General features: G+C 72.8%; 12 protein-coding genes. 6 read left to right on the forward strand and 6 right to left on the reverse strand.

What is annotated here, in order from left to right; genetic code table 11:
• Window positions 1–37 precede the first annotated feature (37 nt).
• Entirely contained in the window at window positions 38–1,018 is a 981-nt protein-coding gene (locus tag DMH12_RS33535) for a CBM35 domain-containing protein (protein ID WP_125495132.1), read from the reverse strand.
• Between the two features lie 117 nt (window positions 1,019–1,135).
• On the reverse strand, window positions 1,136–2,800 hold the full coding sequence (gene cdgB / locus DMH12_RS33540) for a diguanylate cyclase CdgB (RefSeq protein ID WP_125495133.1): 1,665 nt from the start codon (window positions 2,798–2,800) through the stop codon (window positions 1,136–1,138).
• 312 nt (window positions 2,801–3,112) lie between these two features.
• Between cdgB and DMH12_RS33545 the strand changes: the two genes are divergently transcribed.
• The gene (locus DMH12_RS33545) at window positions 3,113–3,712 is read left to right on the forward strand and encodes a flavin reductase family protein (protein WP_122619593.1); all 600 of its coding nucleotides are present in this window, start codon (window positions 3,113–3,115) and stop codon (window positions 3,710–3,712) included.
• Between the two features lie 48 nt (window positions 3,713–3,760).
• Entirely contained in the window at window positions 3,761–4,231 is a 471-nt protein-coding gene (locus DMH12_RS33550; protein WP_125495134.1) for a GNAT family N-acetyltransferase, read from the forward strand.
• Window positions 4,232–4,427: 196 nt separating this feature from the next.
• Here the strand turns inward: DMH12_RS33550 and arfB are convergent, their stop codons facing one another.
• A complete protein-coding gene (arfB, locus tag DMH12_RS33555) occupies window positions 4,428–4,865 on the reverse strand; it encodes an alternative ribosome rescue aminoacyl-tRNA hydrolase ArfB (protein ID WP_125495135.1) in 438 nt (145 codons plus the stop codon).
• Window positions 4,866–5,023: 158 nt separating this feature from the next.
• On the opposite strand from arfB, the gene DMH12_RS33560 reads away from it, so the two are divergent.
• Window positions 5,024–5,599 carry a TerD family protein gene (locus DMH12_RS33560; protein ID WP_122619590.1) on the forward strand — a complete coding sequence of 192 codons (576 nt, stop codon included), beginning with the start codon at window positions 5,024–5,026 and terminating at the stop codon, window positions 5,597–5,599.
• A 101-nt stretch (window positions 5,600–5,700) separates the two neighbouring features.
• On the opposite strand, the gene DMH12_RS33565 is transcribed toward DMH12_RS33560, so the two are convergent.
• Both DMH12_RS33565 and DMH12_RS33570 read right to left on the reverse strand, forming a co-directional pair.
• Entirely contained in the window at window positions 5,701–6,369 is a 669-nt protein-coding gene (locus DMH12_RS33565) for a response regulator transcription factor (protein ID WP_125495136.1), read from the reverse strand.
• On the reverse strand, window positions 6,366–7,592 hold the full coding sequence (locus DMH12_RS33570; RefSeq protein WP_125495137.1) for a sensor histidine kinase: 1,227 nt from the start codon (window positions 7,590–7,592) through the stop codon (window positions 6,366–6,368). The genes DMH12_RS33565 and DMH12_RS33570 overlap by 4 nt, the downstream gene beginning before the upstream one ends.
• Window positions 7,593–7,916: 324 nt before the next feature.
• Between DMH12_RS33570 and DMH12_RS33575 the strand changes: the two genes are divergently transcribed.
• Both DMH12_RS33575 and DMH12_RS33580 read left to right on the forward strand, forming a co-directional pair.
• The gene (locus DMH12_RS33575; RefSeq protein ID WP_125495138.1) at window positions 7,917–8,483 is read left to right on the forward strand and encodes a heme-binding protein; all 567 of its coding nucleotides are present in this window, start codon (window positions 7,917–7,919) and stop codon (window positions 8,481–8,483) included.
• 92 nt (window positions 8,484–8,575) lie between these two features.
• The gene (locus DMH12_RS33580) at window positions 8,576–9,979 is read left to right on the forward strand and encodes a M1 family metallopeptidase (protein ID WP_125495139.1); all 1,404 of its coding nucleotides are present in this window, start codon (window positions 8,576–8,578) and stop codon (window positions 9,977–9,979) included.
• 21 nt (window positions 9,980–10,000) lie between these two features.
• On the opposite strand, the gene DMH12_RS33585 is transcribed toward DMH12_RS33580, so the two are convergent.
• Window positions 10,001–10,963 (reverse strand): NUDIX hydrolase, encoded by a 963-nt coding sequence (locus DMH12_RS33585; RefSeq protein ID WP_125495140.1) that lies wholly within the window; start codon window positions 10,961–10,963, stop codon window positions 10,001–10,003.
• Between the two features lie 40 nt (window positions 10,964–11,003).
• Between DMH12_RS33585 and DMH12_RS33590 the strand changes: the two genes are divergently transcribed.
• Window positions 11,004–11,504 carry a hypothetical protein gene (locus DMH12_RS33590; protein ID WP_125495141.1) on the forward strand — a complete coding sequence of 167 codons (501 nt, stop codon included), beginning with the start codon at window positions 11,004–11,006 and terminating at the stop codon, window positions 11,502–11,504.
• Window positions 11,505–11,625: the final 121 nt, after the last annotated feature.

An 11,625-nucleotide genomic window follows, 5' to 3' on the forward strand; every position in this document is an offset into this window, starting at 1 on the left:
GCGGAGGCGGGGGCGGCGTGATCCCCCGAGGGGGCGGCTAGTCGGTCGAGAGCGAGAACTGGTCGAAGGCCACGTCGCACTTGTTGCCCGCGTTGCACGCGAGCTCGATCGTGTTGGTGCCCTCGGTGAGGTTCACGTTGGCCCAGGTGGTCTGCCAGCCCTTTTCCCAGTCGCCCTGGGGCGTGCCGCCGAAGTTCTTCATGTTCAGCGGGCGCGAGCTGGCCTTCCCGTTGATCACCAGAGTGGCGTCGGCGTCCACCCCGGGGATGCCGTAGCGCACGTTCAGGCGGTAGCTGCCTGCCTTCTCGATGCCGTTGACGGTCCAGGTGACCTTGGCACCGACCTGGTTGAAGCCCGTGACGTAGACACCGCCGTCGGCCTCCGCGCCCTTGACGTCCGAGGCGGTGGTCACCCCGGGTGACAGGCGCAGGGTCTTCGCGTCGACCCCGGGAAGCTCGACCTCCTCCTCCGCCCCGTCGCTCGCGGACGCGCTCGGTTCGGTGGTCTGGGACTGGCCCGCGGTGGGGTCGCCGCCCGCCTGGTCGCCGCCCTTGTCGTCGTCCGAGCCGCTGCTCGTCATGGCGACGGCGATGCCGATCACCACGGCGGCGACCACGGCGACCGCGCCGATCAGCAGGCCCTTGGTGTTGGGGCCGCGGCGTCCGCCGCCCCCGCCGTGCCCGGACTGCGGCGAGCCGGTGTGAGAACCGCCACCGCCGCCGGGGAACGTCTCCGGCGCGGCGTAGTGCGCGTTCGGCTGACCGTAGGCACCCTGCGGCTGACCGTAGGCACCCTGCTGGGGCGGGGCGGCCTGGCCGAAGGCGGCGGTCTGGGTGCCCTGGTGCTGCTGCGGTGCCCCGTACTGCCGTGTACCGACGGGACGCACCCGGTTGACGGAGTTCGGGTAGCCGTAGCCACCGGACGGCGGCTGGGCCCCGTTGGCCTGCCCGTCGGCGTAGAGATAGCCGAAGGGGTCGTCGTCCTCGGGCGTGCTCGCGCCGTTGTTGCCGGGCGTCATCCCTTGGTCTCCTAACCAGATGCGGTGCGTTGCGGTACAGGTGTGAGATGGCGAGCCTACCCGCTCGGGCTGACCCAAACGGGTGACTCAGACCGCATCAGCGCGCTGACCTGGTGATCATCCGGCTCGGCGGTGCTGTTTGGGACGAGATCGTTTCTCGACGTACATCCGTTCGTCAGCTGACTTCAACACCTCGTCCGCCGTCATCCCGCAGTGTGCCCATCCGATGCCGAAACTGGCGCCCACGCGGACGGCCCGGCCCTCGGCCCGGATCGGCTGGATGATCTCGTTGCGCAGGCGTACGGCGAGGTCCTGGGCGTCGGCGCGGCCGAGACCGTTGGCGAGGATCACGAACTCGTCGCCGCCGAGCCGGGCCACCGTGTCGCCGTCGCGGACGCCGCCGCCGAGCCGGCGGGCGACCTCGATGAGCACGGCGTCGCCCGCGTTGTGCCCGAACCGGTCGTTGATCGACTTGAAGCCGTCCAGGTCGCAGAAGAGGACCGCGAGGCCCTTGGTGCCGTCGTCCCGGCCGTCCTCGGGGGCGACCGCGTGCACATGGTGGTCGTAGGCCCCGTACGGCTCGGCGGGCGCGCTGAAGTCGAAGGTGTGGCCGCCGGAGTCGAAGACGGCGGGATGCCCGTAGGCGGCGTCCATCGCGTCGGCGATCGCCGCGTGCGAGGACTGCGGGCGCTGGCAGAGCCGGGCGGCCAGGCGGGAGCGCAGTTCGGCGGAGTTGGGCAGCCCGGTGAGCGAGTCGTGCGAGGCGCGGTGGGCGAGCTGGAGCTCGCGGCGCTTGCGTTCCTCGATGTCCTCGACGTGGGTGAGCAGGAAGCGGGGCCCGTCGGCGGCGTCGGCGACGACGCTGTTGCGCAGCGAGACCCAGACGTAGGTGCCGTCGCGGCGGCCCAGGCGCAGCTCGGCCCGGCCGCCCTCGGCGGAGGTGCGCAGCAGGGTGCCGATGTCCTCGGGGTGGACGAGGTCGGAGAAGGCGTAGCGGCGCATCGCGGAGGCGGGGCGGCCCAGCAGGCGGCAGAGCGCGTCGTTGGTGCGCAGGATCCGGCCGTGCTGGTCGCCGCCCATCTCGGCGATGGCCATGCCGGAGGGGGCGTACTCGAAGGCCTGGCGGAAGCTCTCCTCGCTGGCCCTGAGCGCCTGCTGGTCGCGCTCCAGGCGGACCAGGGCGCGCTGCATGTTGGAGCGGAGCCGGGCGTTGCTGATGGCGATGGCGGCCTGGAAGGCGTACATCTGCAAAGCCTCGCGGCCCCAGGCGCCGGGGCGGCGGCCGTTGCGCGGCCGGTCCACGGACAGGACGCCGATCAGCTCGCCGCTGTTGCCGCCGCCCTGCGGGCCCGGCGCGTACATCGGGGCGAAGAGGCGGTCCGAGGGGTGCCACTCGTCCTCGAAGCGGGGCGCGGGTCCGTCGGTGTACCACTGCGGGACGTCGTCGTCGTCGAGGATCCAGCCCTCGGTGTGGGGTATGAAGATCAGGTCGCCCCACTGCTCGCCCATGTTCAGCCGCCGGTCCCAGGAGTCGCGGGAGCCCGAGCGGCCGGTGATGAGGGCCTCGGCGGCCGGGTTGCCGGCGAAGGCGGCGACGACGAGATCGCCGTCGGGACGGACCAGGTTGACGCAGGCCAGCTCGTACCCCAGGGCCTGGACGACGCCGTCGGCGACGGCCTGCAGGGTGTCGGCCAGGCTGCGGGCCTTGTTCATGTCGGCCATGGCCTGGTGCAGTTGCCGCAGGGACGCAAGGCGGACGTAGGGCTCCGACTCGGTCTCCATGCTCGCCCTCCCCCCGAGACCTCGCTGCGAATCAAGGGATCTCTCCGGCGCCCTTACTGATGGTGCCCTTGCAGGTTCACCGCCACTGAATCACAGCGCGCTCCCCACTCGGTACACAGGGTCAACAATTACCGCCCCTTGTGACTCAAGTCACAGCAAAAGATGAACAATTGAGTGGGGTTTCTGCGTTTTTCCTGTGCGTTTACTGAATGCAAATTTGTAGGTATGCGCACGTCTCCGTCCGTGGTCCTAGGTCCCGGTTCGGACCGGGGTCCGATGTCCGGCCGAGAGTCCGGAGATTAGCGTGATGGTGTGCCGAATACTCCCTCCCTCACGTCCCACGCGTCCCCCGCGCTCCCGTTGCCGTCGCCCGCCGCCGGGCATGCTGAGGGGGTGAGCAACGAGGAATTCCGTGCGGCCATGTCCCGGCTGGCCTCGGGCGTGGTCCTGGTGACCGCCCAGGAGCCGCCGCTCGACGCCGACGACCCGCTGGCGCCGGGCGGCGAGGACGTCGGGATGACGGCCACGGCCTTCATGTCGGTCTCCCTGGACCCGCCGCTGGTCCTGGTCAGCCTGCGGACCGGCTCCCGCATGGACGACCTGCTCGACGAGCAGCCCCTGTGGGGGGTCTCCGTGCTCTCCGAGAGCCAGCGGCACATCGCCGGCCGCTTCGCGATGAAGGGCCGGATCAGCGACCGCCTCCTCTTCGCCGACATCCCCTACGTGCGGGGCGGGGCGACCGGGGCGCCGCTGGCCGGGGGCGCCCTGGCCACCCTGGAGTGCCGGACCGAGCAGCGGGTGCCGGCCGGGGACCACGTGCTGGTCATCGGCCGGGTGCTGACCGCCGCCCTGCCGAGCGCGGACGGGGGGCCGCTGACGTACTTCCGGGGCCGGTACCGGCAGTTGGGCTGAGCCGCAATTCACTCGCCGGTCCTCGCGCCGCCTGCCTAGGGTGCGCCCATGACGACGAACGCCGGTCTCCGGCTGGAGACGATCACTTCCGCGAACTTCGAGGCCGCCACCGGCATCCGGGTGCGCCCGGAGCAGGAGTTCGCCGTGGACCCGGTGGTGAAGTCCCTCGCCGAGGCATACGTCCACCACGGCGTCGCCTGGCCCCGGCTCATCGTGGACGGCGACCGTCCGGTCGGCTTCCTGATGGCTTTCCTCGACATCGACTGGTACGAGGACGGCAGCGTCCTGCGCTCGGGTTTGTGGCGGCTGGACATCGCGGCCGGCGAACAGGGCCGCGGCTACGGCCGCTTCGCCGTGGAGTCGGTGGCGGAGGAGATCCGCCGCCGCGGCGGCAAGGAGTGCTGGGTGACCTGGCATCCGGGCCCGCACGGCCCCGAGGGCTTCTACCTGGGCCTGGGCTTCCGCCCCAACGGGGAGACGAGCGAGGGCGAGACGGTGGGCGTGCTGGAGCTGGGCTGAACACCGCGGAACGCGCCCCGAAAGGGGCGCGGGGAACTGCGCGCACAGCCACGACGAACTCGCGGGGAGATGCGACCGGACCCCCACGGTCACAACGCTGCCGGCCGGCGCGGTGTACGCCCGAAAGGGGCGCGGGGAACTGCGCGACCCGCCACGACGAACCCGCGGACAGGCACGACGGGGACCCCCGCGTCGGTCAGTCCCAGTCCCGCGCGGAGCGCCCCCGTTTGGTCTGGGAGCGCTGCTTCTTCTCCCGCAGGCGGCGTTCGTTGATGCCGCGCGGGATGCGAGTGGGGCGACGCTGCTTCGGCGGGGGCGCGGTGGCCTCGGCGAGCAGCGCCGCCAGGCGCACCGCGGCCGTCTCGCGGTTGCGCCACTGGGAGCGGTGCTCGGAGGCGCGGACGCTGACGACGCCGTCGGCCAGGCGCCCGGCCAGCCGTTCCAGCGCCCGCCGCTTCCACACCTCGGGCAGGGCCTCGGTCCGCGCCAGGTCGAAACGCAGCTCGACCGCCGTGTCGGTGGTGTTGACGTGCTGGCCGCCGGGCCCCGAGGAACGCGAGAAGCGCCAGACCAGCTCGGCCTCGGGAAGGGAGACGGAACCGCGGATGACATGGGGACCGGACATGCCGTCCATGTTCCCGCCCCCGAACGGGTCACGTCACCCCAATATCCTCGGTCCGGCACTCGGTAAAGAAAGTAAAGAGAGCTGGAACCTTACGTACCCCCCTCGACGTTCATGGGGGTAGCTGTAGCTTTCTTGCCGTACGTAAACGAGGGAAGGGACTCCCAACAATGGCTGTAAGCCTGTCCAAGGGTGGCAACGTCTCGCTCACCAAGGAGGCTCCGGGCCTGACCGAGGTCACCGTGGGCCTCGGCTGGGACGTCCGCACGACCACCGGCACCGACTTCGACCTCGACGCGTCCGCGATCGCGGTCAATTCGCAGGGCAAGGTCTACTCCGACGGCCACTTCGTCTTCTTCAACAACAAGCAGACGCCGGACAACACCATCGTCCACACCGGTGACAACCGCACCGGCGAGGGCGCCGGCGACGACGAGGCGATCAACGTCAACCTGGCGGGTCTGCCGGCCGACATCGAGAAGATCGTCTTCCCGGTCTCGATCTACGACGCGGAGAACCGCTCGCAGAACTTCGGCCAGGTGCGCAACGCCTACATCCGCATCCTCAACCAGGCCGGCGGCGCCGAGATCGCCCGCTACGACCTGTCCGAGGACGCCGCCACCGAGACCGCCATGGTCTTCGGCGAGCTGTACCGCAACGGCGCCGAGTGGAAGTTCCGCGCCGTCGGCCAGGGCTACGCCTCGGGCCTGGTCGGCATCGCCCAGGACTTCGGCGTGAACGTCTGACGTTCGCCCGCCGAGCAGTTCCGTACGAAGGCCCCCCGGACGTCCGGCCGGGGGGCCTTCGGCGTGTCCGGGTGGCCGGTCGGCTTGTTCCGGCGCCCGCGTCACGGCAGAAGGCGCTGCTCCTTGGCCACGGCGACCGCGCCCGCGCGGGTGTCGACGCCGAGTTTGTCGTAGATCCGGCGCAGATGGGTCTTGACCGTGGCCTCGCTGATGAACAGGGCGCGGGCGATCTCCCGGTTGCCGAGACCGGTGGCGAGCTGCGCCAGGATGTCGCGCTCGCGGTCGGTGAGGGAGGGCCTCGGGCGCCGCATGTTGGCCATGACCCGGCTGGCGACCGGCCCCGACAGCGCCGTTCGGCCCTGGGCGGCGGCGTGGATCGCGGCGAAGAGTTCTTCGGGGCGCTCCGCCTTCAGCAGGTAGCCGGTGGCGCCGGCCTCGATGGCGCGGGTGATGTCGGCGTCGGTGTCGTACGTGGTCAGGACGAGTACGTGCGGTGTGCGGCCGCCGGAGCCGGCCGCCGGGGCTGCGGTGAGGCGGCGGGTGGTCTCCACGCCGTCGATGCCCTCGCCGAGCTGGAGGTCCATCAGCACCACGTCCGGCGCCAGCCGCCCGGCGAGCGCGAGCGCCTCCTCGCCGGTGCCGGCCTCGCCGGCCACCTCGATGCCGGGGGCGCTGTCGAGCAGGGCGAGCAGTCCGGCCCGTACGACGACGTGGTCGTCGCAGACCAGGATGCGCACGGGGGCGGGAGCGCCGGCTGCCGGGTCGGTCATCGGGGTGCCTCCTGGGCGTCGGCCGGGTCGGTGCGGGGCGGGTCCAGGGGGACGGCGGCGGACAGGGCGGTGCCCTCGCCGGGGGCGGACTCGACGGTCAGGGTGCCTCCGAGCTGGCGCAGCCGGGCGCGCATCGCGGGCAGTCCGTGGCCCCGCACTCCGGCGGGGGCGTCGGGCGGGGCGGCCGGGTCGAAGCCGTGGCCGTCGTCGGTGACGTCCAGCACGGCCTGGTCGTCGAGGAGGGTGAGGCTGAGCGCGGCGGTGGACGCGCCCGCGTGCTCCCGTACGTTGGCCAGGGCGCCCTGCGCGATGCGCAGCAGGGCCGACTGGACGCGGTCCGGCAGCGGCGGAACGCGGGCGCCGTCGTCGACGTGGACGCGCACGGTGAGGTCGTCGCCGGACTCCCGCGCGGCCAGTGCGCGCAGCGCCGCCTCCAGGCCGCCGCCCCGGGCGAGGTCGGCCGGGGCGAGGTCGTGGACGAAGCGGCGGGCCTCGGCGAGGTTGTGCTCTGCGACGGAGGCGGCGCTCCGGACGTGGGCGCGCGCCTTGTCCGGGGCGGACTCCCAGACCCGCTCGGCCGCCTGGAGCAGCATCCGCTGGCTGGACAGTCCCTGCGCGAGGCTGTCGTGGATCTCCATGGACAGCCGCTGGCGTTCGGCCAGAGTGCCCTCGCGGCGCTCGGAGGCGGCGAGTTCGCGGCGGGTGCGGAGCAGGTCGTCGATCAGGGCGCGCTGCCGGGCGGTCTGCCGCTCGGTGTGCAGGAACACGGCGGTGGCGATGGCGGCGACGGCGGGCGGGGCCAGCAGCAGGTTCGGGTCGAAGCGCCCGGCGAGCCGCAACTGCGCGGCGACCACGAACACCGTCAGGACGCCGACCAGCACCAGCGCCGCCCGGGGCGGCAGGGTGCGCAGGCCGGTGTAGAGGAGGGGCACCGCGCACCAGGAGAAGCTGGGCGCGAGGACGACCAGCACCATCCACACCACGACCACCAGGCCCAGCCAGGCCGCGCGCCGCCCCGTGGGCCGCTCCCCGGGCCCGCTCAGGACCGGCCCGAGCAGGTGCAGCAGGGCCAGCGCGAGGGAGAGGGCGAGGATCCACGGGGTGCGGGGCTCGCCGGGGTGGCGCAGCAGGAAGCGGGCCAGGGCGCCGCCGAGCAGCAGGAAGAACGCCGCGTGCATGACGGCACCGAGCCACCGGGTGTCGGGGTCGTACGGCTTCGGCATCCGCCCGCCTCCTTCCGCCTCCTGGCCGCCTCGGCGTCCGGTCCTTGTCCGGTCCTTTGTCCGGTCCGGGTCCGTGTCCGTGTCCGGGTTCGTGCCCCCAACGTGCCGCAGGAGGGCGCTGAGCTGCCCGAACACACCCATGGTGCCCTGTGCGGGGGGTATCCGGGTCAACCGATCGGACGACCCCGGCCTCGCCCGTTCCGTCGTCCGGGAGCAGCCGGACCGGCGACCGGGCAGCGGGGCGGCGGGACGGAGGGTGGAGAGCGGGACGCAGCACAGCGCCCGATCCCGTCCGGCCCCGTCCGATCCCGAGGAGCAGACACCATGAAGAAGACCCTTTCCCGACGCGCCCGCATCGCCACCGGAGGCGCCGTGCTCGCCGCCGTCGCCGCCGGCACCTTCGGCACGGTGGCCGCGAACGCCTCCGCTCCGGAGAGCGGCCGGGACTCCGCCGCGTCCGCCACCCCCGCCTCGGCCGGGCAGCGCTCCACCACGACCTCCACGCACCTGACGATCGACGCCGCCACCGAGGCGGCGCAGGCCGCGCTGAAGGCCGCGAAGAAGGAGGGGCAGCGGATCACGGTCGCGGTCGTCGACCGCAACGGCAACACGATCCTCACCATGCGCGGTGACGGCGCCGGCCCGCAGTCCTACGAGTCGGCCGAGAAGAAGGCGTTCACCGCGGTCTCCTGGAACGCCCCGACCAGCGAGCTGGAGGGCCGCCTCGAGAGCGCCCCGAACCTGAAGGACATCCCGGGCACCCTGTTCCTGGGCGGCGGCGTCCCGGTCACCGCCGGCAAGGCGCCGATCGCCGGGATCGGGGTCGCGGGCGCGCCGTCCGGCACCCTGGACGAGAAGTTCGCGCGGGCGGGCGCCGAGGCGCTGAACTAGGCCCAGGACCCAGGGGCAGCGGGACTGCCCCGAGGTCCCTGACACCCGGTCCCAACGGGCGTTTCACGTGAAACGCCGCATAGGATCACGACGTGCGCATCTCCCGTCCCCTCATAGCCGCCGCCACCGTCACCGCCCTCGCGGCGTGCAGCGGTGGCGGCGCCGTGGACGGCGGTCCCGGTGGCTCGGGCGTGCGCGATCCGTACTTCCCGAAGGCGGGCAACGGCGGCTACGACGTCGGCCACTACGACCTGAGGCTGGCCTACGAGCCCGACGACGAGCACCTCGCCGGCACCGCGACGATCACCGCCCGTGCCACCCGGGACCTGTCGGCCTTCGACCTCGACCTCAAGGGCCTGGACGTCGAGGAGGTCACGGTCGAGGGCCGGGAGGCCCGCTTCAACCGGGCCGGGCAGGAGCTGACCGTCCGCCCGGCGGACGAGCTGCGCGAAGGGGAGACGTTCCGGGTGAGCGTCCGCTACTCCGGCGAACCTCGGACGGTGACCGATCCCGACGACTCCGAGGAGGGCTGGCTGCCCACCGCCGACGGCGCGGTGGCGCTCGGCCAGCCGGTCGGCTCGATGACGTGGTTCCCCGGCAGCCACCACCCCTCGGACAAGGCGACGTACGACCTCGCCGTGACCGTGCCGGAGGGCTTCGGCGTGGTCTCCAACGGGGAGCTGCGGGACGAGCGGACCCGTGGCGGCCGTACGACGTTCACCTGGCACACGGCCGAGCCGATGTCGAGCCACGTGGCCACGGTCGCCGTCGGCGAGTGGGAGACCGACCGCTCCACCACCGACAGCGGTCTGCCGGTGTACACGGCGGTCGACCCGCAGCAGTCCGACGCGAGCCGCGAGGTGCTGGCGCGGATTCCCGACGTCGTGGAGTGGGGCGAGGAGAACTTCGGCCCGTACCCCTTCTCCTCCACCGGCGCGATCGTCGACCGCGTCGAGGACGCCGGGTACGCGCTGGAGACCCAGAACCGGCCCTACTTCCCCGGCGCTCCCAGCCAGGTCCTCCTCGTCCACGAACTCGCCCACCAGTGGTACGGGAACTCGGTCAGCCCGGAGACCTGGCGGGACATGTGGCTCAGCGAGGGGATCGCCACCTACGCCGAGTGGCTGTGGGAGGAGGACGAGGGCGGCGACACCGCCCAGCAGACCTTCGACGCGCTCTACGACGGGACGTACTACGACGAGGAGGACGAGGGCGACTCGATCTGGGCGTTCCCGCCCGCCGACCCGCCCGACGCCGAGCACATCTCCGCGAGCCCCGTCTACCAGCGCGGTGCGATGGTCCTGCACAAGATCCGCCAGAAGGTCGGCGACGACGCCTTCCCGGCCCTGCTGCGGGGCTGGGCCGGCGCGCACCGCCACGGCAACGCGGACACCGAGGACTTCACGGCCTACGTGGAGAAGTCGGCGCCGGACGAGGACTTCACGGAGATCTGGGACGACTGGCTCTACGGGGACGGCCGGCCGGACCGCCCGTGAGGCACCGCCGTCCCCGCGGTCTCACCCCTCGAAGGTGTCGAGCAGCAGGGCCAGGTCCGGGGGCCAGAGCGGTTCGGGGGCCTCGGCCAGTTCGGCGCGGCTCCACCAGCGCCAGTCGAGGATGCCGTCCGCGGCGTGTGCGGCGGCGAGGTGGGGGCCGGTGGGTTCGCGGCGCGGGGCGCGGGTGACGTAGATGTGCTCGTGCTGGCGGACGGGGCCGACGCTCAGGTGGGTGAAGTCGTGTTCCCAGGTGCAGAGCAGCGGGCCGGGCTCCAGGTCGTGCCAGCCGGTCTCCTCGCGCACCTCGCGCACGGCGCCCTCGCGGGGGCTCTCGTCCGCGTCCAGTCCGCCGCCGGGCATCGCCCAGTGCACGCCGACCTCGATGTTGTCGTAGCGCAGGAGGAACACCGCGCCCTCGGGGTCGAGCACGGCGACCCGGGCGGCGCGGCGCGGGGTGCGCGGCACGCCGCTGTCGAACTCCTTGCGCAGCACCGTGCAGGGACGGCCGCGCTCCAGGTCGGGGCGGTGGTCGACGGCCGTGTAGCCGAGGGCGGTCCAGAAGGCGAGGGCCTCGGTGTCGGCGTCGAGCACGGCGAGCCGTACGGCGGTGCGGCCGGTGGCCCGGAGCCGTTCCTCGACGAGCGACGCGAGCCGCCTGCCGTGGCCCCTGCGCCGCAGGCCCGCGTCCACCATCAGCAGTCCGATCCAGGGGTCCGGGTCGGACGGGTCGGGATGCCGGGCGAGTGTGATCGCGACGCCGGTCAGCCGGCCCGCGTCCCTGGCGAGGAGCACCTCGGCGCCCGGTCGCGCCAGCTCGTCGGCCAGCGCCGCCGCCACCTGCTCCGGCCGGACGTCGTCCGGGTCGGGGAAGTCGCCGCTGAGCGCGTGGAAGTCGCGGTGGGCGGCGTAGAGGGCGGTCAGCTCGGTCAGGAGGGGCCCTGGGATGTCGTGGTCGGGGCCCGGCCGCAAGGGGGTGATGATCACGTGGGCAACCTATCCGGTCGGGCGTGACACCATCACCTGCGTGCTCGACATCGGTTACGCCCTCTCCACCCGCTTCCCCGACCCGCCGCAGACGGACTACCGGCGGGCGGACGTCCGCGCGCTGCGGCACGACCTGTTCTGCGGGGACGTCTATCTCGCCGACACCAAGGCCGACCGGGAGCTGTCCACAGCCTGGGGATGGGTGCCGGTGCTCGACTTCGCCTGGGCGCTGTGCGACATCGTGGAACGCGTGGACCGGGACCCGGCGGGCTCCCGGGCGGCCCGGCCGCAGCGGGCGGAGCTGGACTTCACCGAGTCCACGGACCGCCTGCTCTTCGAGCGCCGCTTCGGCTGGGTCGACATCGAGGCGGACTGGATGCCGGCGGACGAACCCCCGCTGTCCTTCTCCCACGCCGAACTGCGCCGGGAGGCCCGGGACTTCCTGCACGACCTGGTCGCCGATCTGACCGACATGCACGAGGACCTGGCGGACAACCCGGCGATCTGGACCCTCCAAGCGCGCTTCCCGCGCCTGACCTGACACCCCACCCGGGCGCGCCCATCCCGACGCCCCGCTTGGCGCGCCCACCCCGGCGCGCCCGTCCTGACGCTTCGCCCCTGCGCGCTTATCCCTGGCGCCCGCTCGGCGCGCCCACCCAGAC

The organism is Streptomyces sp. WAC 04229, from assembly GCF_003947455.1.
Classification (GTDB): domain Bacteria; phylum Actinomycetota; class Actinomycetes; order Streptomycetales; family Streptomycetaceae; genus Streptomyces.